This is a genomic window from Enterococcus sp. AZ078 (assembly GCF_051714985.1).
In the GTDB taxonomy this organism is placed as follows: Bacteria; Bacillota; Bacilli; order Lactobacillales; family Enterococcaceae; genus Enterococcus_B; species Enterococcus_B hirae.
Genome location: NZ_JBIOSW010000001.1, coordinates 2,085,051 through 2,107,854 on the forward strand (window position 1 = coordinate 2,085,051; position 22,804 = coordinate 2,107,854).

At 37.7% G+C, this 22,804-nt stretch carries 22 protein-coding genes; 2 read left to right on the forward strand and 20 right to left on the reverse strand.

The window, feature by feature from the left end; translation table 11 throughout:
- Positions 1-11: 11 nt before the first annotated feature.
- From IGJ18_RS09750 to IGJ18_RS09810, 13 genes are all read right to left on the reverse strand, one after another.
- A complete protein-coding gene (locus IGJ18_RS09750; protein WP_438843278.1) occupies positions 12-707 on the reverse strand; it encodes a CpsD/CapB family tyrosine-protein kinase in 696 nt (231 codons plus the stop codon).
- Between the two features lie 10 nt (positions 708-717).
- Positions 718-1,497: a YveK family protein gene (locus IGJ18_RS09755; RefSeq protein ID WP_438843279.1), complete on the reverse strand. Its 780-nt coding sequence runs from the start codon at positions 1,495-1,497 to the stop codon at positions 718-720.
- Positions 1,498-2,338: 841 nt separating this feature from the next.
- Positions 2,339-4,414 (reverse strand): glycine--tRNA ligase subunit beta, encoded by a 2,076-nt coding sequence (glyS, locus tag IGJ18_RS09760; protein WP_096708865.1) that lies wholly within the window; start codon positions 4,412-4,414, stop codon positions 2,339-2,341.
- Between the two features lies 1 nt (position 4,415).
- The gene (glyQ, locus tag IGJ18_RS09765) at positions 4,416-5,333 is read right to left on the reverse strand and encodes a glycine--tRNA ligase subunit alpha (RefSeq protein ID WP_010718522.1); all 918 of its coding nucleotides are present in this window, start codon (positions 5,331-5,333) and stop codon (positions 4,416-4,418) included.
- A 355-nt stretch (positions 5,334-5,688) separates the two neighbouring features.
- Complete coding sequence (gene recO / locus IGJ18_RS09770) at positions 5,689-6,501, reverse strand: DNA repair protein RecO (protein ID WP_126343513.1); 813 nt, start codon at positions 6,499-6,501, stop codon at positions 5,689-5,691.
- A 160-nt stretch (positions 6,502-6,661) separates the two neighbouring features.
- Complete coding sequence (gene era, locus IGJ18_RS09775) at positions 6,662-7,561, reverse strand: GTPase Era (protein ID WP_010718524.1); 900 nt, start codon at positions 7,559-7,561, stop codon at positions 6,662-6,664.
- A gap of 12 nt (positions 7,562-7,573) precedes the next feature.
- Positions 7,574-7,987 (reverse strand): diacylglycerol kinase family protein, encoded by a 414-nt coding sequence (locus IGJ18_RS09780; protein WP_034700929.1) that lies wholly within the window; start codon positions 7,985-7,987, stop codon positions 7,574-7,576.
- On the reverse strand, positions 7,965-8,441 hold the full coding sequence (gene ybeY, locus IGJ18_RS09785) for an rRNA maturation RNase YbeY (RefSeq protein ID WP_025480127.1): 477 nt from the start codon (positions 8,439-8,441) through the stop codon (positions 7,965-7,967). The genes IGJ18_RS09780 and ybeY overlap by 23 nt, the downstream gene beginning before the upstream one ends.
- A gap of 41 nt (positions 8,442-8,482) precedes the next feature.
- Positions 8,483-10,678, reverse strand: a complete 2,196-nt coding sequence (locus tag IGJ18_RS09790) for an HD family phosphohydrolase (RefSeq protein WP_010737951.1) — start codon at positions 10,676-10,678, stop codon at positions 8,483-8,485.
- A gap of 18 nt (positions 10,679-10,696) precedes the next feature.
- Complete coding sequence (locus tag IGJ18_RS09795) at positions 10,697-11,668, reverse strand: PhoH family protein (RefSeq protein WP_438843280.1); 972 nt, start codon at positions 11,666-11,668, stop codon at positions 10,697-10,699.
- A 461-nt stretch (positions 11,669-12,129) separates the two neighbouring features.
- The gene (locus tag IGJ18_RS09800; protein ID WP_010718529.1) at positions 12,130-12,576 is read right to left on the reverse strand and encodes a GatB/YqeY domain-containing protein; all 447 of its coding nucleotides are present in this window, start codon (positions 12,574-12,576) and stop codon (positions 12,130-12,132) included.
- 26 nt (positions 12,577-12,602) lie between these two features.
- Positions 12,603-12,800: a 30S ribosomal protein S21 gene (gene rpsU, locus IGJ18_RS09805; protein WP_010718530.1), complete on the reverse strand. Its 198-nt coding sequence runs from the start codon at positions 12,798-12,800 to the stop codon at positions 12,603-12,605.
- Positions 12,801-12,965: 165 nt separating this feature from the next.
- On the reverse strand, positions 12,966-13,394 hold the full coding sequence (locus tag IGJ18_RS09810) for a Fur family transcriptional regulator (RefSeq protein WP_010718531.1): 429 nt from the start codon (positions 13,392-13,394) through the stop codon (positions 12,966-12,968).
- Positions 13,395-13,486: 92 nt separating this feature from the next.
- Here IGJ18_RS09810 and IGJ18_RS09815 point away from each other — a divergent pair, with 92 nt between their 5' ends.
- Positions 13,487-14,344, forward strand: coding sequence for a pyruvate, water dikinase regulatory protein (locus tag IGJ18_RS09815; RefSeq protein WP_010718532.1), 858 nt, complete (start codon positions 13,487-13,489; stop codon positions 14,342-14,344).
- 151 nt (positions 14,345-14,495) lie between these two features.
- On the opposite strand, the gene IGJ18_RS09820 is transcribed toward IGJ18_RS09815, so the two are convergent.
- The 6 genes from IGJ18_RS09820 to IGJ18_RS09845 form a co-directional block, all read right to left on the reverse strand.
- Positions 14,496-14,789, reverse strand: a complete 294-nt coding sequence (locus IGJ18_RS09820) for an ArsR/SmtB family transcription factor (protein WP_010718533.1) — start codon at positions 14,787-14,789, stop codon at positions 14,496-14,498.
- A gap of 67 nt (positions 14,790-14,856) precedes the next feature.
- Positions 14,857-16,584, reverse strand: coding sequence for a phospho-sugar mutase (locus IGJ18_RS09825; RefSeq protein WP_010737954.1), 1,728 nt, complete (start codon positions 16,582-16,584; stop codon positions 14,857-14,859).
- A gap of 217 nt (positions 16,585-16,801) precedes the next feature.
- Positions 16,802-17,056, reverse strand: coding sequence for a hypothetical protein (locus tag IGJ18_RS09830; RefSeq protein WP_438843281.1), 255 nt, complete (start codon positions 17,054-17,056; stop codon positions 16,802-16,804).
- Between the two features lie 255 nt (positions 17,057-17,311).
- On the reverse strand, positions 17,312-18,241 hold the full coding sequence (gene trxB, locus IGJ18_RS09835) for a thioredoxin-disulfide reductase (protein ID WP_081128033.1): 930 nt from the start codon (positions 18,239-18,241) through the stop codon (positions 17,312-17,314).
- Between the two features lie 146 nt (positions 18,242-18,387).
- The gene (locus IGJ18_RS09840) at positions 18,388-19,821 is read right to left on the reverse strand and encodes a 6-phospho-beta-glucosidase (RefSeq protein ID WP_081128034.1); all 1,434 of its coding nucleotides are present in this window, start codon (positions 19,819-19,821) and stop codon (positions 18,388-18,390) included.
- A 13-nt stretch (positions 19,822-19,834) separates the two neighbouring features.
- The gene (locus IGJ18_RS09845) at positions 19,835-21,229 is read right to left on the reverse strand and encodes a 6-phospho-beta-glucosidase (RefSeq protein WP_063627386.1); all 1,395 of its coding nucleotides are present in this window, start codon (positions 21,227-21,229) and stop codon (positions 19,835-19,837) included.
- A gap of 220 nt (positions 21,230-21,449) precedes the next feature.
- On the opposite strand from IGJ18_RS09845, the gene IGJ18_RS09850 reads away from it, so the two are divergent.
- Entirely contained in the window at positions 21,450-22,340 is an 891-nt protein-coding gene (locus IGJ18_RS09850; protein WP_010718539.1) for a MurR/RpiR family transcriptional regulator, read from the forward strand.
- A gap of 214 nt (positions 22,341-22,554) precedes the next feature.
- On the opposite strand, the gene IGJ18_RS09855 is transcribed toward IGJ18_RS09850, so the two are convergent.
- The gene (locus IGJ18_RS09855) at positions 22,555-22,689 is read right to left on the reverse strand and encodes a hypothetical protein (RefSeq protein ID WP_265096494.1); all 135 of its coding nucleotides are present in this window, start codon (positions 22,687-22,689) and stop codon (positions 22,555-22,557) included.
- Positions 22,690-22,804 lie beyond the last annotated feature (115 nt).

Here is a 22,804-nt window from a genome sequence, read left to right on the forward strand (position 1 = left end):
CCTCCTCTTTATCATTCATAATAATAACTTGTATCTTTGCTTTGTTCGACTCCGTTATAAACAATTCCCAGTACCTTTGCCTGAGCCATCTCTAATAATTTTTTGGCTTTCACAACTGCTTCTTTTCGTGAAGTCTTTTCACGTACTACCAGAAGCGTACCATCTGCCTTTGATGACAAGATTTGAGCATCTGTCACAGTTACAATCGGCGGCAAATCAAACATCACGATATCATAGAGCTGACTTGCTTCTACCATTAGCTGATCCATTCTTTTCGAGCTTAACAGCTCTGATGGATTAGGAGGAATCGGTCCACTTGGTAATACTGATAATTCCTTGATTGTCGTTTTTTGGATCCCTTTACTGATCGTTTCAGTTGAACTGAGTAGATTACTTAACCCATAATGATTATTTATTTGAAATGCTTTGTAAATAACTGGTTTTCGCATGTCAGCATCAACTAATAACACTTTCTGACCAGCTTTTGCAAAGACAACAGCCAGATTTGCAGCCGTGGTCGATTTCCCTTCACCTGGTCCAGATGACGTGACCACGATCGTTTTGACTTGTTGATCATTGATTGAAACAAATTGGATATTGGTTCGAATCGTTCGGTAGTGCTCAGCCGCTGCTGATGAAGGATTAGTTAAAGTAATCAAACGAATCGGTTGAAGTAGTGTTTCTTTTTGTTTTATGACACGTCGCATGTTTTCCCTCCTACACTCTCGAACGAGCTCTACGAGAAGCTCTCGCTTGTTCACCAGTTTCATCGTTTATTGTCACCGGTGCGTTATTGTTTTTGTCATTTCTATTGAAATCTTTGGCAGTCATTTCTGGTACCGTCCCTAAAATTGGAAACCCTATGACCTCCGAAAGATATTTTTCATCTTTCACAGTCTGGTCGAACAATTCCAATAACAGAGCTATCCCCATGCCAATCATCAGACCTAAAATAAGGCCAAGGGCAATATTTATTTTTTTATTTGGTGACACCGATGTTCCGTCCGCAACCGCTTCAGAAATGATCGATATTTTATCGACATTCATCACATCTTTTGCTTTCGTTTGAAACACCTCAGCTGTGGTATTCGCAATTTTCTGAGCATTATCTGGAATCGAACTAATCGCTTGGATAGAAAACATTTGTGAATTTTCGGATTGATTCACTGTGATTGCTTGTTTGATTTCTCCAACCGTCATTGCTAGCTGATCTTGCGTTTCTAATTGATCTTTCACTTCACTTAAAACTAAGTCACTAATGATCATATCTTTGTAGGTGTTAATCATTTGTAAATTCGTATTCACATCATTGACATTCGTAATATTTGACTGAGGCAACGTGACAATCAATTGGGCTTGTGAACTAAACTTGGGTGTTAAAATAAAGAATGTAACGAAACTTGCTACCGCCAAACCAACTAACGTTGAAATAAATAAGGTCAACAAACGCTTACGAAATACTCCGATGATCTCTTTTATACTAATTGTATCTTCCATTTCTCTCCACTTTCCTGTTACTTTCCTAGATTCATTTTTCTTTTAACACATGACATCCTGCTGATGTTACTTGTTCTCATAAAATATACTCATTTCAGTGAAGCTTCGTGAGACTTCCATCCTATGAATATACTTAGATAATAAAATGACATCGATTTCTAAAAAAATTTTTAGTTTATCATTCAGATGATAATTATTATCATCTAGAGTAAGATACTGGATCCCATCGTTTTAAAAACTTTTTATTCCCAAAAAAATAAATCGTTACTTTATCTAATCGCTTCCAAATCACGGGAAATTTGCTAATTTCATTAGACAAGTAAAGAATTTCTACCTGAGATCCTATTTACTATTATCCCATTCATAACAAGCTTTTCTTGTTATGAATAACAATTTTTCTATATTAATTATACCTAACTTTCATTTTTAAATAAAGGATGATTTAAAAATAACAAAAACTATGCATTTCACTCAATAGCACTAACCGATTGTTCTCTTTTTACCAAAAAATGTCATATTGTTCTGATTCGTGAAAGATAAGTCGTTTATTGCTAGATAGCATGAATAAAAACGATATACACTACATAAAAAGAGTCTGAGGTATTAAGACCTTAAGCTTACTTTTTATACTAAGATGAGTAATTGCTATGAAAGCATCCACTCTGGTACTTTCACAATCTTATCGACGGCGTTCAAAGATCTGCACTTCGGTAATCAGTCAAAAAATAAGCCGAAGCATTTAAAAATAGAAGAAACTATTTTCGGATGCTTCGGCTTATATCTCAGAGCTAGACTTGTCATAACGCTTGTTTCAAATCAAGTTGGCAAAGGGCTACCTGATTTATTTAGTGATAATCTGATCTAAGCTTGCTATTGATAGTGCCATTTCAGCAATTTGTTTCAGCTGTGCCAAACGATTGTTACGGACAGCAGGATCGTCTACCATGACCATGGTTTGGTCAAAATACGTTTCGATCAATGGACGTAAAGCAACAAGTTGATCATAATCTTCTTTCAGCGTTTGTGTACCAAATTGTTTTTTCATTTCTGCTACCGCTTGATAAAGTGCTGTTTCAGCTTCATTTTCAAATAACGCAGGATTAATCTCTGTTGTCGTTGTTTCTTGCGCTTTCTTCGCTAAATTAACCACTCGAGTCAATGCTTCCATCGATGGCTTAAACTCTTCCTCATCTAAACGTTCTTTAAACAGTTGAGCTGCTGCAAAAACTTTTGTCAAATCGCTTTGTTTTGCATTTAAAACTGCATCAATCACATCGTGTCGGATTTGTTTTGTAGTTAGTAACTGACGGAAACGTCCTTTGATAAAATCAATGACTGCCTGTTGTCCATCCGATAACTGGACGCCAAAACGTTCTTGATCTTCATTGATTGCCTGGTCGATTTCACGTTGTAAACGAACCAATGGAAATGCCCAATTTTTTGCTTCGATGATGCGGACAATCCCATACGCTTGACGACGAAGAGCATACGGATCATTTGACCCACTTGGGATCATTCCAACTGTAAAGAAAGAGAAGATACTATCTAATTTGTCTGCAATCGCTAATACTGCACCAATTTTGGTTTCTGGTAAGTCACCTTCACTTGAAATTGGCAGATAGTGTTCCTTGATAGCTGTTGCTACAGCTGATGTTTCGCCGTGTAATCGCGCATATTTTTCACCCATGATCCCTTGAAGCTCTGGAAACTCACCTACCATGTTGGTCACTAAATCAAATTTATAGATTTCAGCAGCACGTTGTAAATCCGTTAACTCTTCTGGTGATAAGCCGACAGATTTACCTAAAATACGAGCAATAACTTGTACTCGTTGCATTTTTTCGTAGATGCTTCCAATTTTTTCATGGAAAGTCACTGATTTTAATTTATCAACAAAAGTATCGATTTCAATCTTTTTATCTTCATTGTAGAAAAACTCTGCATCTTCTAAACGAGCAGTCAATACTTTTTGATTTCCACGGATCACGTTTTCTAGTTTGACACGATCCCCATTTCGAGCAGAAATAAAATGTGGCAAGAGTAATCCTTGGTCATTTCTTACTTCAAAATAACGTTGGTGCTCCTTCATTGAAGTAACCAATACTTCCTCAGGGACAGACAGATATTTTTCTTCAAAATCGCCAGCAAAAACTGTGGGATATTCGACTAAATTATTCACTTCTTCTAATAACTTTTCGTCTAAATCGATCGTCCAATGGTTTTTCTCTGCTAATTCTGTTGCTTGTTGGACAATCATTTCTTTTCTTTTATGTGGCGCAGCTATCACGAATTGTTCTTGTAATTTTTCTTCATACTCATTGGCATGAGCGAAACGAACTGTTTCTCCTAAGAAACGATGACCACGTGATGTGCGATCTGTTGTAACATCTAAAATCTCGAAAGGAATCACTTCATCATCTAGTAAAGCAACAATCCAATGAATAGGACGAATATATTCAAAGTCAAAATTTGCCCAATGCATCGTAACAGGAAATGTCAAACTTTTGATGACATCTGCAAGTCCAGTCAATACTTCTTTCGCTGGTTGTCCATGTGTATATTTGGTTACGTACACATACTCTACACCCTTCAGCTCTTTAAAGGTAATATCGTCAGTCGTCAAACCTTGACCACGTACAAACCCTTCTGCGGCTTTCGTCCAATTTCCATCTGAATCCAATGCGATTTTTTTAGCCGGACCCTTTAATTCTTCTTCGCTATCTGCTTGACGTTCTGGGATATTGGTTACTTTGATCGCTAAACGTCTTGGCGTTGAAAAAGTTTCGATTGTATCATAAGACAATTGGTGTTCATCTAAAAACTTTGCTGTTTTTTGTTCCAGTTGTTTCATGCTTGGTGTAACTACATGGGCAGGCATTTCTTCCAACCCGATTTCTAAAAGTAACTCTTTTGCCATGTTATTCAGCCTCCTTAACCGTTTCTGGATTTGCTGTGTTTTTATTCAATAAAGGAAATCCTAATTTTTCACGCTCTGCCACAAAAATCTTTGCAACAGATTTTGCCATATTTCTGATACGTGACAGATAACCAGCACGTTCTGTGACAGAAACTGCCCCACGAGCATCTAATAGATTGAATGTATGGCTGCATTTTAAAATGTAATCATAGGCAGGATGAACTAAATTTTCATCAATGCATCGTTTAGCTTCTTTTTCAAAACGATCAAAATTACTTAATAATAGTTCTTGATCACTGACTTCAAATGAATACTTGGAGTGTTCGTATTCAGGCTGTTTGAAAATCTCCCCATATTTTACGCCATCTGACCATTCAAGATCATAGACACTTTCTACTTCTTGGATGTAGGATGCCAAGCGCTCCAAACCATAAGTAATTTCAGATGTCACTGGTTTACATGGCAGACCGCCGACTTGTTGGAAATACGTGAATTGTGTAATTTCCATTCCATCGAGCCAAACTTCCCAACCAACACCAGCACAGCCCATCGAAGGGTTTTCCCAGTTATCTTCGACAAACCGAATGTCGTGTTCCAAAGGATCGATCCCCAATAAACGTAAACTTTCTAAATAAAGTTCTTGGATATTTTCAGGTGATGGTTTCATCACTACTTGGAACTGATGATGTTGATACAGACGGTTTGGATTTTCCCCATAACGACCGTCGGCTGGGCGACGAGAAGGCTCTACGTATGCTGCATTCCAAGGCTCTGGTCCAATTGCTCGTAAAAAGGTATATGGGCTCATTGTACCTGCCCCCTTTTCTGTATCATAGGCTTGCATCAACATGCACCCATTTGATGACCAAAATTTTTGTAACGTCAAGATCATGTCTTGTACAGATAATTTTTTGCTCATTTAAAATGACTCCTTCCACTTCTAAATAGTTTGCTGAGAATTTGAAACAACAAAAAGTCCCTATGCTTGTCTAAACAAACATAGGGACGAATAACTTCGCGGTTCCACCCTACTTCCGAAAATTTCGGCAGCTTCATTGTCAGTACTCCCAAGTGCCTCTTCAAAAACCGACAGCATTCGGCTCACACCCTCCCGAACTCGCTTTTGCTACGTATTTTTTACTGATCTTGTTCAACGTACTTTATTCTTTTATTTAGCCAATCAAGTTTTTGTACAAAACTCTCATTTATCTAGGTTCCATAATAGACGTATAGTTAGGCTTTTGTCAAATAGTTTTGAATGTTGATTGAACATTCTACTCATTTTTTTGGTTTTCAGAAGCACTTTCTCCTTCCGAATCAGGCTTTTTTAGGACATGTTCCCATGATTTCATTTGATCAATGAACTTTTTACTTTTTAGATGAATCCCTACGTATTCTTCGTATAACTGGTCAATCAGTTGCCTGATCGTTGCCTTGGTTTCGTCTTTTAAATTGATCCCTGTGATCTTATCATAAGAAATAGCAGAGAACATACGCACGAAATAAACAGCTCTTGGATCTGCATGATAACGACGGTGATCCATTGACCAATGTTCTTCGCATAGCACGCCTCCATATTTGGAAGAATAATCAAATTTACCTTGTGTTTTGCCACACACCACACAATGTGTCCAAATCGGTGCAATCCCAAAGCGTTGCAATAATTGTACCTCAAAGATGTTGGTGATGATTTCCGCGTCGTCCCCCTGATCCATCCGTTGCAATGCTGCTTGTGTAAATTGAAAAAGATGGGGATCATATTGATGGTCTTCGATCGCTGCATCCACTAAGTTTAACAAATACGTGCCGTAACCACTTAAAAAAATGTCTTCTTGAATTTTTCTAAAGGAGTGAACATCTTTTACGCTGGTTATAAACGAAAGTCCTTCACTTTTAAACGTACCAATGTAGATTCCTTCAGTAAAAGGGAGTAGTGCAGGTGCTAATGGTTGGTTTTGCCGGTGAATTCCTTTGACATAAAACATCAGTTTCCCCGCAGACTCAGTAAAAATTTTCACTAATTTGTCTTTTTCTTTATAATTTCGACTGGACAATATGATCCCTTTTGATTCGGCTAGCTGGCTCATTTTTTTCGCCCCCTTTTAGAAAAAGAATAAGGAAAAGAAAAATCATTCACTGAATCATTTTCCTTTCCCACTTATTCTACTCATTTTCTTGTCTTCTGACTTTTACACGCGGTTTCGTCTATCGAATATTCACGTTCAACTCATTTTTATCTACTTAAAGTTAGTATTCCTCTTTGCGGTAACCAAAATCTTGTAAATAAACTCTTTTATCGCGCCAATCTTTTTGAACTTTAACCCATAGTTCTAGAAATACTTTGTCACCAAGCAAATTTTCAATATCTTTTCTTGCTTTCGTCCCAATTTCTTTTAGCATTTTACCACCTTTACCGATGATAATCCCTTTTTGACTATCACGTTCAACGATAATGGTTGCTTGAATTTGGATTTTATCATTTTCATTGCGTTTCATTGAGTCAACAACAACAGCCACTGAATGTGGGACTTCATCTCTAGTCAAAAACAGGACTTTTTCACGAATCAATTCCGAAACGATAAAGTATTCTGGATGATCCGTTACTTGATCATCCGGGAAGTATTGAGGACCTTCTGGCATCTCAGCGATCAACACTTCCATTAGACGGTCCACATTGTTCCCTTCGGTAGCCGAAATCGGTACAACTTGTGCAAAAGGCATTTGTGCCGAATAATCTTCGATGATTCCCAATAATTCATCTGGATGAACTTTATCAATTTTATTGATGATCAAATAAACAGGTGATTGAACATTTTTTAATCGTTCAATAATAAAATCATCCCCACGTCCACGTTTTTGATCCGCACTAATCATAAATAAGACAGCATCCACTTCTCTTAGTGCACTGTAGGCTGATTCCACCATAAAATCACCCAAACGATGTTTTGGTTTATGGATTCCCGGAGTGTCGATAAAAATCAACTGTGCTTCTGGTGTCGTATAAACGCCTTGGATCTTATTTCTGGTCGTTTGTGCCTTGTCACTCATGATAGCAATTTTTTGCCCAACGATTCGATTTAATAATGTTGATTTACCAACATTTGGTCGTCCCACAATAGCGACAAAACCTGATTTATGTTCTAACATATTATTCTCCTTTTAATTAAAAAACATTTGATAGATTTTAGGTACAAATAAAATGAGACCGACGATCACTGCAAAACAAGCGGTGACTAACACTGCTCCTGCCGCCATATCTTTGATTTTTTTCCCAATTGGATGGAAATGAAAATCGGTAAACATATCCACCACATTCTCAAAAACAGTATTTAAAATCTCAACGATCCACACCAGAAAAACTGCTAAAACTAACCACAGCCATTCTATTTGATTCAGTTGAAATACAACTCCCATAAAAAACGCCAGCAACCCAAAACCTACATGTTTTTTCATATTACGTTCCTCATCAAAGACTGTTTTAACCCCTTGAAGAGCAAATTCTACTGACATAGCGAAGTGCTTATTTTTCTCAACCTTTTTCTCGCACTCTTTATCTTTTAAGTCCATAAGCATCTAAAATCTCTTTCTGTAAACCAAACATCTCTGCTTCATCTTCGGGTGTCATGTGATCATAACCATTGATGTGCAAAAAGCCATGCACTGCCAAAAATCCCAACTCTCGATCATACGAATGACCATATTCTTCCGCTTGTTCCTGGGCACGCTCAATTGAGATCATGATATCTCCTAATACTCGTGGTAAAGGATTATCGCCTTCTTCAAAAATCACGGGAATTTCGTCTTCCCCTTCGTCTTCTAATGCAAAACTAATCACATCTGTTGGGGCATCTTTGCCACGGTAGACACGGTTGATTTCTTGGATTGCTGCATTGTCCATAAAAGTAACAGACATTTCTGTTTCCTCGGATAATTTCAAATGAGCCGCTGCAAATTGCAGAAGGTCCTCGATCTCCTTGATTTTTTCTGTTGAAACTTTCTGTGTTTCATCCATAAATGTGATGTCCATATTTATCGCTTCTTTCTTACTTATTGCTGATATTTTTTATTTTAGCCATTTTCTTTTTCTACTTTCATCGTTTCCGCTTCCGATTTCATTTTAGGATATTTGATCCGTGAATGGAAGGTACTACTTAACCCACTGATCAAAGATTTTTCCACTTTGCGAATTTCTTTTAATGTTAAACCACTATCATCAAGTTGACCATCAGAGATTCGTTCTTCAATCAAATTATGGACAAATTTTTCGATTTTTTCACCTGTTGGATGATCCATTGCCCGTACTGCCGCTTCACAACTATCTGCAATATTCACGATGCCGGCTTCTCGGGTCTGTGGTTTGGGACCAGGATAACGAAATTGTTCTTCGGTGACTTCAGGATTTCTTTCTTTTGCCTTGATATAGAAATACTTCATCAATGTTGTTCCATGATGCTGTCGGCAAATATCGATTACCATTTGCGGCATGCCATATTCCTCTAAAATTTTCGCTCCATCGGTCACATGACCAAAAATGATCTGTTTACTATCTTCCGGTAATAAGAAATTATGTGGATTTTCAGCACCAGAAGGCAAGTTTTCTACAAAAAAGCTAGCATGTTTGATTTTACCAATATCGTGGTAGTAACAAGCTACACGCGTCAATAATGACCGCCCATTGATCTCAGCCACTGCGTTCGCGCTTAAATTGGCGACCATCATACTGTGATGATAAGTTCCTGGTGCTTCTTCCAATAGCTGTTTTAACAATGGATGGTTAGGATTACTTAACTCATTCAAGACGATCACACTATCATCGTTGACCATCAATTCGATATACGGATGTAATCCCATCGTTAACAGATACGACAGCAAAGCCCCCATAAAGCCACAAATCAGTGTTAACCAAGTTGTTCCATTACTAAAGCTCATACCTTGATAAACGATCAACACAACATCCATCATCAACGGAAAAATAATGACCCACATCATAGCTGAAAACCATTGTTCTGACACTCGTTGGCGTTTTAAAACCGTCGCTAATAAACCTGAAAAAAGATAAGCCATCAAGATAACGGTCAAAAAGTTGGTCCCAATCGAGCCATAAAAAATAAACAATGCAGATACGGCTTGGAACAAGGCAGCCATGATTCCTGCCCTCCGGTTCAAAAAGAAATTTAAAACTAAAGGAACAAAAGCTGCAGGATAAAACAGCGGGATAAAAGCTGCTTGTTCCGTTTGGAATAGTTGGAAAAATTTCATTAATAACACACTGATGGACATAGCCGTAACGTAAAAGAGAACATACTCTGTTCGTTTTCCGGCTTCATGGTACTGCATTGAGTTGTAGACTAAAACAGCAATTTGCAATAAGACTGCTAAGATCATTGCTACTAAAGGAAAAATTGACGTTGTTTGACTGGTCAATCCTAATAATTCAAGCTTTTTCATTGCATCTGCATCGATTTGATTTCCTTCACGAACAATGATTTCGCCTTGATAGATCATGACCGGTTGAACCGCACTCCTTGCTGATTGTTTCAATTCCTCTGTTTTCTTTTCATTTAAGACATCATTTACGACGATTCCTTGATCGACAAGATAATGGATCGTTTGTTGTTGGTCAGGTGTCACGTTCAAATATTGGATCTGTTCTTCCGCCTGTTGCTTGAAGGTTTCTAAATCACTTTCTCGAACTTGTTTTTTCATTTGTTCATTGATCAATCGCAGACTTTCATCTCGGACTGTCGCAATTTGACTATCTGACATGCCAAAGATTTTTGTGTAAAAGTTAGTCGGTAATTTTTGATAAAATGCCACGTTTTCAGCATTAGCATTTTCAAAACTCTTCTTTAGAGCTGCAATTCGCTCATCTATAGTTGGTTTGGGAACATTCTCATTTTCTTTTGCTTTATCCACTTTTTCTTTATACGCTTTATTGATCGAATCATTTGTTTTATTGATCAATTCAAAAAGCTGCTTGATGCGACTACTTTGTTCACTCGCCAAATCTTGTTGATACGTATATTCTGGCGTAACAGCTTCCGCTGCTAGTTTTCTTTTTTGTTCCGTTTCTTCTGTATTTTCGATCGTTTTATTCGCACGGATACTTTCTTCTGCCACTTGTCCTTCTTTGAAATCATTGGCTTTTTGCTTGACGCTACTGAACGTAACGCCACAAACGATCACAAAAAACAAAAGCAATAAGAAAGGCATTGCCGCCTTTCCTAATTTTGCTTGCAGTTGTTGGAGTATTTTATTCAACATTGCTTATCCCCCTAAGCCTTACTCTTGATGAAGATCTGCCTTTTCATAAGCTTTGATGATTTCGGCTACAACAGGATGACGAACGACGTCACTTGCTTCAAAATTGACAAAAGCAATTTTTTTGATTTGTTTCAATGTACGTTCTGCATGAATCAAACCACTCATCGTCCCTTTAGGTAAGTCAATCTGACTTGTATCGCCGTTTACGATCATTTTTGATTGATACCCCAAACGAGTCAAGAACATTTTCATCTGTGCCACTGTTGTATTTTGAGCTTCATCTAGTATTACAAAAGCATCGTCAAGTGTTCGCCCACGCATATAAGCTAATGGCGCAATTTCGATGATCCCACGCTCCATCAAACGATTGGTATGATCTAAACCAAATATTTGATACAGTGCATCATACACTGGACGTAAATAAGGATCAACCTTTTCTTTCAGATCACCCGGTAAGAAACCAAGATTTTCTCCTGCTTCCACCGCTGGACGAGTCAAAATGATTTTTTGGACTTCGCCTTTTTTCAACGCAGCAATTGCTAAAACGACAGCTAGAAATGTTTTACCTGTTCCAGCAGGACCGACACCAAATACGATGTCATGTTTAGCAACGGCCTCGACATATTGTTTTTGTCCACTATTTTTCACTCGAATCGGTTTACCATTGCGGTCTTTGACGATTTCTTCTTCATACATTTCAATGAAGTAATCCAATGTCCCTTTTTGCCCCATTTTTAAGGCAGTAACAACATCAGGTGTACTGACATGTATCCCCCGCTTGATCAATTCTTGTAAGGTACGTATCACCGATTGTGCTAACGAAAGCCCCGGCTCTTCTCCAATAATCTGGATCATTTCGCCTCTCGTATGAATCGTTGTTTCAGTCATTTCTTCAATTAATTTTACATGTTTGTCATGCGAGCCTAACAACATACTGATATCGTCAGCATCTGTTAATCTAATTTCTAAAGAACTGGATGCTTCTGTCAAAAATAGACATCTCCTTTACTTCAATTCATTCCTTCCTATTTTACCATATTCGTAAAAAACTATATAGCAAATAAAAAAGGTTGTCTCACTCCTTATTCGTTTCATTCATTTTAACCTAAAATTACTTTGCTGAACTTCCATGATTTACTTTATGTTATTCCATGATTGAGAGATTCCTGCCTATCAATAAATAGCTTTTACTTAATAGATAAGGCAAAGAACCAATCTAACCAAGCCTAGATCTATCGAGTGAGGAAGAGAGATAAAAGAAGGATATGTATGATTGCATGGGGAACAAGGCGTACCGATTGATGTTGCCTTGGCGCTCACCTTGAGGAAATTGGGACATGCATGAAAAAAAATCTAAAAAAAATAAGTCTGATTTTGACGTTGTGGATCAAAATCAGGCTTATTTTCTTTTTAAGAGAGGGCGGTTGTCCCAAACTCTTTAAATGATAAGTTTAAGATTGTAATAGCTCTTTCACAATCGCATTCACTTGGTTCCCATCTGCTTTTCCTTTGACTTTCGGCATGATCGCACCCATGACTTTGCCAAATTCTTTGACAGAAGAAGCTCCAGTTTGTGTAATCGCTTCTTGAACAAGTTGACGAATATCATCCTCAGAAAGTTGTTCTGGCATGTATTTTTCAACAATTACTATTTCACTTTTCACTTTTTCAGCTAAATCGTCACGTCCAGCTTCTTCGAACTCATGTAAAGAATCACGCCGTTGTTTCATTTCACGAGACAACACTGTTAATTCTTCATCTTCAGTCAAGTCGTGACCTTCTTTGATTTGCTCGTTTTGAATGGATGACTTAATCATACGTATGACTTGTAAAGATTCTTTATCTTTTGCTTTCATCGCTGTTTTCATGTCATCGTTCAATCTACTTAGTAGTGACACACTACCAACTCCAATTCATAAAGGAACTAGTTTTTTTGCGTTTTTTTGCGTTTTTTCGCTGCTTTTCTAGCTGCTTCAGATTTTTTCTTACGTTTTACGCTTGGTTTTTCGTAGAATTCACGTTTACGAGATTCTTGTAAAGTACCCGCTTTTGACACGGAACGTTTGAAGCGACGAAGAGCATCGTCAATTGATTCGTTTTTACGAATGACTGTTTTTGACATGTTAATTCCCTCCCTCCGAGCTTAAAAAGTAACCGTAATTGTTATTGAAATTATAATCCAAAAAACAAGACTGTTCTATAAAACATTATATCTAATGCTGATTTGACCGTCAAGGGAATCTTTGGATTTTTTAAAATAATGATATGTTATTTTATTATAAAACAACTACTGACAGTTTTCACATCGACCGAAAATTTCAAACCGATGCCCTTCGATCGTACAACCTGATAATTGATTTTCAAAATAATCCATTGGACACATATGGATTTCTTTTGTCATCCCACAAACGGTACAAATAAAATGATGATGGTGACCGATCTCTCCCTGGCAACAATGAAAACGAAACTTCATTTCGCCATTCAAATCGGTTTCTTCTAATAAGTCTAACTCAGAGAAATCATGGAGATTACGATAAATCGTATCATAACTCACTCCTTTAAATTCCTCATTCATAAAATCAAATACTTCTTTTGCTGACACATAACGATTTCTTTTGACCAAATAAGTCAATAATGCTTCTCGCTTTTTCGTGTATTTAAATCCGTTATTTTTCAAAATTTCTAACGATTGTTCGATTAATGTTTGGTTTTTCAAGTCTTTCCCTCCAAATCAAAATGATTACGAAGTACATATTCCACAGTATGGTATACTAAAGATAAAAAAAATGCAAGTGAGGTTTTTTATTTATGGCTTTTGATTCTACTGAGATCGTTACTTTTTTTGTCATTTCTGATTCAGCTGGTGAAACAGCAACAAAACTCGCACAGGCAACCATGGCACAATATCCTACAGTTGAATTTAATTTATTTCGTCGAACGTTTGTCACTGACCAAGACACCCTCGAACAAGCCTTACAAGATGCGTTAGCAGAAAAAGCGTTAGTACTTCATACCTTGATCAACCAAGAGCTGATTGATTATACCCGAAGTTTTTGCGAAGAAAACAACTTATTTAGTTTTGACGTGATGACTCCACCGATCGAAGAAATCCAACGATTAACAGGAATTCAACCTACTCGTCAACCTGGAGCCCTACATTTATTGAATGAAAATTATTTTAAACGAATCAAGGCAATGGAATTTGCTGTAAAATACGATGATGGGAAAGATCCAAGAGGTTTCTTAGAAGCAGACGTGGTGTTGCTAGGAGTTTCCAGAACGTCAAAGACACCGTTAAGTCTTTTTTTAGCGAATAAAAACTTAAAAGTGGCGAATCTCCCACTCATTCCTCAAGCCCATATCCCAAAACAACTTTGGGAGATCGATCCTAAAAAAATTGTTGGTTTAACCAATAACCCCGATATTTTAAATAATATTCGAAAAGAACGGATGCGTTCCTATGGATTAAATCCTGATACGGCTTATTCTGATATCGAAAAAATACGAGCAGAATTAGATTTTGCTAATGATTTGTATGAAAAATTAGGTTGCGTTGTGATCAATGTTGCTTCTCTCTCAATTGAAGAAACGGCTTCGTTGATCCTAAATGCCTTAGATTTAGAGGACCACAGTTATTATGGCACGGATACTTCAGGAGAAAAATAAAGAACAAATAATTGTATCCAGTAAGCAGCTATAACAAACAACCAGAACCAAACGCATAACTAGTTGAAAAAAAAGCCAACTGACACGTGTCTGCTGGCTTTTTTTTCAGTATAATCTATTTACATTCCCTTAGAAATGCCTCATTCTTATTTTACTGATGTTCCACATGTTTCAAGGTTTGTTCCAAGATATCCAACACGTGAAAATCATCTAAACTATACAATATTGCTTTGCCTTCACGATGCGATTTTACCACATGATTTTCCCTTAATAAACGTAGTTGGTGGGAAACAGCGGATTGTTCCATTTCCACCGCTTGGCTGATGGCCGTCACATTTTGTTCTCCATCTTTTAAATACATCAATATTTTCAATCGGGTAGGATCACTTAAGACTTTAAATAATTGACTCACTTTTTCTATTTCGCTTTTTGGTGTGTCTGTCAACCGATTCACCTCCATAAAAAAGACTGACTTCTAAAGTTTACCACTTTTTCCATCAGTCTCAATTATTTTATTCTTCTGTCATTGATTTGATGATTGCTTCATAGGTATCGATCTTTTCTTGTGCCTCTTGTGCGGAATTGCCTTTTACACCGATATAGAATTTGATTTTTGGCTCTGTTCCTGAAGGACGGATCGCTACCCAACCATGTTCTTCTAATACATATTTTAATACGTCAGATGGAGGTGTCGTTAATTTTTCCACTCGTCCAGCTGAATCTGTTTTCGTTAATTCTTTGAAATCTTCTGTTTGAAGAACTTTTGCTCCAGCAAATTCTGATGGGGCATGGTCACGGAATTTCTTCATCAAAGCAGCGATTTTGGCTGAACCTTCTTGACCACTCATCGTGACTGAGATTGTTTTTTCAGCAAAATAACCATATTTTTCAAAAATCATTTGTAAGCCGTCATAAAGTGTCTTCCCTTGTTTTTTATAAAAAGCAGCCACTTCGGCTAACAATAAGAGTGCTTGGATTGCATCTTTATCACGTACAAATGGTTTGACCAAGTAACCATAGCTTTCTTCAAAACCAAACATAAATGTATGAGAATGATCTTTTTCAAATTGATGGATTTTTTCTGCAATAAATTTAAAGCCTGTTAAGACATTGATCATCGTAGCGCCATAGCTTTCAGCGATGGCTGCAGGAAGTTCACTTGATACGATTGACTTAAGTACGGCTGCATTTTCAGGTAAAGTCCCTCGTGATTGATGTGCTTCTAAAATATATTGAATCATTAACGCACCGATTTGATTACCGGTCAAAACTTTATAAGAGCCATCAGGTTGGCGAACTGCTGCTCCTAAGCGATCCGCATCAGGATCAGTTGCAATCAATAAATCAGCGCCTTCTTTTTCACCTAAACGAATCGCATACTCAAATGCTGAATGTTCTTCAGGGTTTGGTGATTGAACCGTTGTAAAGTCAGGATCAGCTACAGCTTGTTCAGGTACAAGCATAAATTGTTCGAAACCAGCTTGTTGTAATGCTCTTTCTCCTAGCATTTTTCCTGTACCATGAAGGGGTGTAAACACCAATTTTAAGTCTTTCCCCATTGTTTGGACTAATTCTTGATCAATCGTGACTGCTTTGATTTCTTCCAAATATGCTTTATCGACTTCTTCACCAATGATCGTAATCAATCCACTAGTTTCTACTTCGTCATCAGCTAAAACAGCGACTTTTAAAGGATTACTTACTTCACGTACATATTTTGTCAATGCATCCGCATCAGCGGGTGGCATTTGTCCGCCATCTTCTCCATAAACTTTATAGCCATTGTAAGCTGCTGGGTTATGAGAAGCTGTCACCATGATTCCCGCAAACGTATTCAAATGACGAACAGCGAAAGAAAGCTCAGGTGTTGGACGTAGACTCTCAAAGACAAAAGAAGGAATATCGTGTTGTGCCAAAGTCTTCGCTGCTTCCATCGCAAATTCAGGCGATTGATGGCGTGAATCATAAGCAATCGCTACGCCGCGACGTTTTGTTTCTTCTCCTTGTGTATCCATAAAACGTGCCAGCCCTTCTGTTGCTTGTCTGACCGTATAAATATTCATTCGATTGATCCCAGGACCTAAAATTCCCCGCATTCCTGCTGTTCCAAATTCTAAAGGAGCATAAAAAGCATCTTCCAGCTTTTCAGGGTCCTGACTAAGATCAGTTAATTGTTTTTTTAAATTTTCTTCTAAATTTTCTTCATTGGCCCATTGTTGGTATACTTGTTCCCAAGACATGAAGCGAACACCTCTTTCTAAAATATCTACCTCTTTCAGTATAGCATTCTCTTTTTAGATAGAAAAGTCAGAAGGAAAAATAAGCGCAGATGGGTTCTTCTTTTCTTTCGCCAAGATCAAGATTATTCCTACTGTTCTTACAATATCAAACAAGATTTTTCTTGTTTTTGAAATTGCACTGAACCGTTACGATTATCTGGTTGAGTTTTTTTATTTTTTAGAATATCAAATAATTTTCTTTTTTATTTGTTTGCTCTTCTTTCTTTTGCAAAGTTCCAAGATTATTCCAACTCTTCGGCTGATATGCTTGCCAAACTTCTGGTTCCTGTTCCCAAGGTGCTTTTACCCTCTGTCCTCCTTTCATAAAAATAACTTTCTCGCTCAATTCCTTCCAATTGCGATAAACGTAGCGAAGCTCAGTTGATGTTATCTTTTTTCCGTTGCAATTGTCTTTAGATAAAACCTCACTCATAATTTAGCCCATCTAAACAAAAATGGATCTTTAAATTTGGATTTAGTTTTGCACTATTCAAGCCAATTTTGCATCCTCTACGTATATGGCTTATGGAGAGGAAAGTGCGCATAACAGAAAAAATAAGTTCGATTTTGACAATAAACATCAAAATCGAACTTATTTTCTTTTTGAGAAAGAACTATTGTCCCACTCTCTCTTTAGTAGTATAAAAATAAATAGTATTCAAGAAGCTCTTCATCTCTTTTGATCACTTTACGCTTGTGTTGTTTCTTCTAATGCTTCTAAATATTTATAAACTTGTTGACCAGCAATGCCTCCATCGCCGACTGCTGTCGTGATTTGTCGTAAATCTTTTTCACGAACATCCCCAATAGCGAACACACCAGGCATAGTCGTACGCATGTCTTGATCTGTTGGAATCCAACCAGCTGCATTAGTTAAACCAGCTTTTTTAAATGGTTCAGTCAACGGATCTAATCCTACGTAAATAAACACGCCATCTGCTGCTAAATCAATGGTTTCATTCGTTTTCACATTATGCGCTTTAACCCCAGTGACCACCATGTCATTACCAACGATTTCATCTGTGACAGTGTCCCAGACAAATGAAATCTTTTCATTAGCAAAGGCACGATCTTGGATGATTTTTTGCGCACGTAATTCGTCTCTTCGATGAACAATCACGACTTCAGAAGCAAATTGTGTTAGGTAGATGGCTTCTTCTACCGCAGAATCGCCCCCGCCGATCACGACTAAGCGTTTGTTTCGGAAAAAAGCACCATCACATACGGCACAATAGGAAACACCTCGTCCAGCGTATTCTTCTTCTCCAGGAACACCTAACTTACGATGGATACAACCCGTTGCGATAATCACTGTTTTGGCTTCATAAGATTGATCTTCACAAATCACTTCTTTGTAATTTCCATGGTCTTTGATGTCTTGCACAATTCCATAGACATTTTCTGTTCCAAATTTAGTGACACCTTCATACATTTTATAAGCAAGATCAGGTCCCATGATGGAATCAAATCCAGGATAATTTTCAACTTCAGCGGTGTTATTCATTTGTCCACCCGGTGCGCCTTGTTCAATCATAGCAACTGAAAGATTTGAACGTGACGCATATAACGCAGCAGTCATTCCAGCAGGTCCAGCACCAATCACGATAACATCATACATATGTACATTCCTCCATTATAAAAATCAAGTAAGCTTACTTTACAGCCTATAGAAAAAAAAGTCTATTGTTCTGCTTACTCTTTTCTCGAATAGATTTATTATACTCGAAAAATCAGTTTAAAAACAATAGACTTTTATTTGATTCGCTATTCGTTACTTAAATCTTCTCCATTTGTTGCAATGACTTTTTTATACCAATTGAACGATTTCTTCTTCGAGCGTTCCAATGTCCCATTTCCTTCGTTGTCACGGTCAACGTAGATGAACCCATAGCGTTTCTTCATTTCGCCAGTCCCAGCAGAGACAAGATCGATACAGCCCCAAGTCGTGTAGCCTAGGAGATCCACACCATCGAGCTCAACCGCATCTTTCATTGCTTGGATATGTTGTGCTAAATAATCGATCCGATAGTCGTCTTCTACATAGCCATTTTCATCTGGTGTATCAATGGCACCTAACCCATTTTCGACGATGAACAATGGTTTTTGGTAACGATCATAAAGATCATTCATCGTGATACGTAACCCCAATGGATCAATTTGCCAGCCCCATTCACTGGCTGAAAGATAAGGATTTTTAGCCGATTCAAAAATATTACCGGCCGTTTGCTCTAATACTTTTGGATCAGTAGTAGCTACCCGGGAAGAGTAATAGGAGAATGAAATAAAATCAACGGTATGTTCTTTTAATATTTCTAAGTCAGTTGGTTCCATCTCGATTTTGATTCCATTACGTGCCATTTCTTTTAAAGCATAGGCTGGATAACTTCCCCTTGACTGGACATCAATAAAGAAATAGTTTTCCCGGTCCGCCTTTCTTGACGCCCAGACATCTTCAGGTTTACAAGTGTAAGGATAATTTGCGCCGGCTGCTAACATACAGCCAACTTTATTTTCTGGATCCACTTCATGAGCGATCTTTGTAGCGATTGCACTAGCAACTAGTTCATGATGGGCTGCTTGGTATTTGATTTGTTCCACATCGTCCCCTTCTTCAAAATACAATCCAGCGCCCATAAATGGAGCATGTAAAATCATATTGATTTCGTTGAAGGTCAACCAGTATTTCACTAGTCCTTTGTAACGATTAAAAATGACATGGCAAAGTCTTTCATAAAACTCTATCAACTTTCGAGAACGCCAAGCACCATATTCTTTGACCAAATGCATCGGACAATCAAAATGAGTAATCGTCACTAACGGTTCGATTCCATATTTTTGACATTCTTTAAAGACATCTTCATAGAACTTCAACCCTTCTTCATTTGGTTCCTTTTCATCACCTTTTGGAAAAATACGACTCCACCCAATGGATAAGCGATAGGTTTTAAATCCCATTTCCGCAAAAAGTGCAATATCCTCTTTGTAACGATGGTACATATCAATAGCTGTTTTTGCTGGATAAAAATGTTCCTCATCAAAGTCAAACATTTTTTGTTTCCCAGTGATCACTGAAAAACGATCTTTACCAATCGGAACAACATCAACATTAGCTAAACCACGTCCACCTTCAGCGTAGCCTCCTTCACATTGATTGGCAGCCGTTGCGCCACCCCATAAAAAGTCTTTTCTAAATGCCATCCTACTTCCTCCATTATTGTTTTTGATAAGTTTTTGTCAGGTTGTTTGCTATTTCATCTTGTACTTCGATCCCCTCTTCTTTTAAGCGGTGGATCGTTTCCTTAAATTGTGGCAAATACGCTTCGTGAGCAACAAACAATTCATCCATGATCCGTTTCGCTGTTTCACCCGAACGTACTAAGGGATTGATCGTAAATGCTTGAAGCGCTGTGCCATAATCACCCGTCACTGCCGCTTCGATCGTCAATAGTTCCATATTTTTCATGACTTGAAGCCAGCCACGTTCAGCTGGTGGCAAAGAACCGAAAGCAACGTTACGTGCCCCCTGTGCCCCGACATACGCTGTGACCTCCACGACACAATCAGCGGGCAGATCAGGAACAGCGCCGTCATTTTTTGTTGAAACAACGATTTGGGTTTCTTTATTGGCATAGATCGAAGCGATCGTTTCACAGGCAGCATCTGAATAATAAGCACCCCCACGTTGTTGTAACTGTTCTGGTTTATGGTCTAGTTCTGGGTCCTGATACAACTCAAATAATTCTGCTTCCGTTTTTTTAACTTGTTCTGCTCTTGTACCAATTGTTTGATATTCTTCTAAAGCATGGTTCAACATTTCTTCTTCACGATAATAATAGCGATGGTAGCCACAAGGAATCATTTGCATTTGTTGTAATTGTTCCTTGAAAAACGGCACATCGAATATATTTTTTGGTAAGCCATTATTTTCAGCATAAAGTCGGTCGATTAGCTCATTCGTTCGATCGTTTCCATGTGAATCTGCTACTTTATGCCAATGAAAGTGATTGAGTCCAGCAAATTTATAAATCAAGTTTTCTTTGGTTTCTCCCAGCATTTCTGGCTCTGTCATCATTGCCATAACTGGTACATTACAAAGCCCAATCACCTTTTCCCATTTTCCGTAGCGAACGACAGCTTCTGTAACCATTCCACTAGGATTGGCAAAATTGATCAGCCAAGCATCGGGACATAGTCTTTTCATATCTTCTACGATTGAAAGAATGACCGGAATGGTACGAAACGCTTTGAACATACCGCCAGCTCCATTGGTTTCTTGTCCAAGCATGCCATAATATGCAGGGATTCGTTCATCTTTCACTCTGGCATCTAATTGACCTACCCGAAACTGAGTTGTTACAAAATCAGCATCTCGCAGTGCTTCTTCTCGATCCAACGTCGCATAGATCTTAACATCATAAGGCGAAGCATCCCACATTCGTTGAGACATTTCACTGACGATTCTTAATTTTTCTTGACCCTCTGCTACATCCACTAACCAGATTTCTTTAATCGGTAATTCTTCATATCGTTTAATAAACCCTTCCATCAATTCAGGGGTATAGCTACTTCCGCCACCAATTGTTGCAATCTTCACTTTTCGTTCCATGAGCTTCCTCCTTTTTTGTTTTTACAACTATATTATGTTTTTTGTAAACGAAAACAACAAGTTAACTTTATTCTTTTGCATTTCCATTTACAAAAATTCATTATATAGCAGATTATTTTGTAAAAATCTTGTATAAGAACAACGAACGATTGACGAATCAATAAATAGCGCTTACAATATTTTTACACAAAAAATTAAAAAAATGTAAAAGAGGATCGTCATGCTATTAAAAGAAAAATTAAAAAAAATTGCTTTTTCTCCCGCAGAAACAGAAGTGATCCATTTTATTCAAAGCCATGAACATCAACTCAAAGAAGCAACAATCCAACAAATTGCGAAGGCATGTTATGTCCATCCTTCTACGCTGATCCGGATTGCCAAAAAGGCTGGGTTCAACGGTTGGGTCCACTTTAAGGAAGCTTTTTTGGCGGAAAACGAGTATTTGGAAGGAAATTTTCAAGAAGTTGATGCCAACCTCCCCTTTCTAGAAAACGATGGAATCATGTCTATTGCGAACAAAGTCGCTGCACTGGAACGAATGACGATTGAAGACACACTCTCATTGCTTCACCACGATGACTTACAACGAGCAAAACAGCTTTTATTGAAAGCAAAAAAAATCGTCCTTTTTTCTAGTAATTCGAATACTTTGATCTCGCAGGCTTTTATGTTGAAAATGAAGCGAATCAAACGAGACGTAACGATCGTGACGACTTCAGGCGAATCCTACTATGAAGCCTACAACTGTACGCCTGATACTTGTGCCATCTTAATTTCTTATACCGGCGAAAATAAAATGATGTTACGAACAGCCAAGATTTTGCAAGAAATCAATGTGCCGATTTTAACATTGACGAGTATTGGTGATTCCACTCTTTCTACTTTCAGCTCAGCTATCCTTCGTATCACTACCAGAGAACGATTGTATTCCAAAATCAGTAATTTTACGATCAATACTTCAATTTGTTACTTACTAGACGTACTATACAGCTGTATCTTTGCAGAGGAATATCAAAAAAACCTCAACCATTTAATCAAAATCGGACAAAAAGTAGACGACCGCCCAATCAGCTCCTCTATTATGGAAGAGCCTCCTACAATTAAGGAATAAATTATCTCACACTTTTCAGCTTCTTATGCATTTTCTCTTTTCACCATCTAGCTTGTTAAGTTAGTCGTGTCCAAAAAGAAAAACCTAAAAAATTTACCATGACAACATGGATATTTTTTAGGTTTTATTTGCTTAAATTTCATGTTGTTTTTCGTAGTTGTTAGCAGTTGGACTAGGCTCAGTAGCGCCTATTAGTCCACGTTCTCTTGCCTGACTAAAACTTGCTCCCCCCCTCACTCTCTTTGTTTCTTTGTTTTGATTCAATTGATGAGAGTTGTTCCATTTTGGCAGCCACTACTTTTTTGAGCTCTTCTACGGATACTTTTGGATCATCAATCTTGTCGGCCATTAAGTCTACCAAAACTGCTTTTTGTTTTTCATTAAGTTCTGACAGACGATAAAATGTCTCCGCTAAGAAATGATCACTAAATAGTTATTTTATATCTGTTTGTTTATTTCAAACG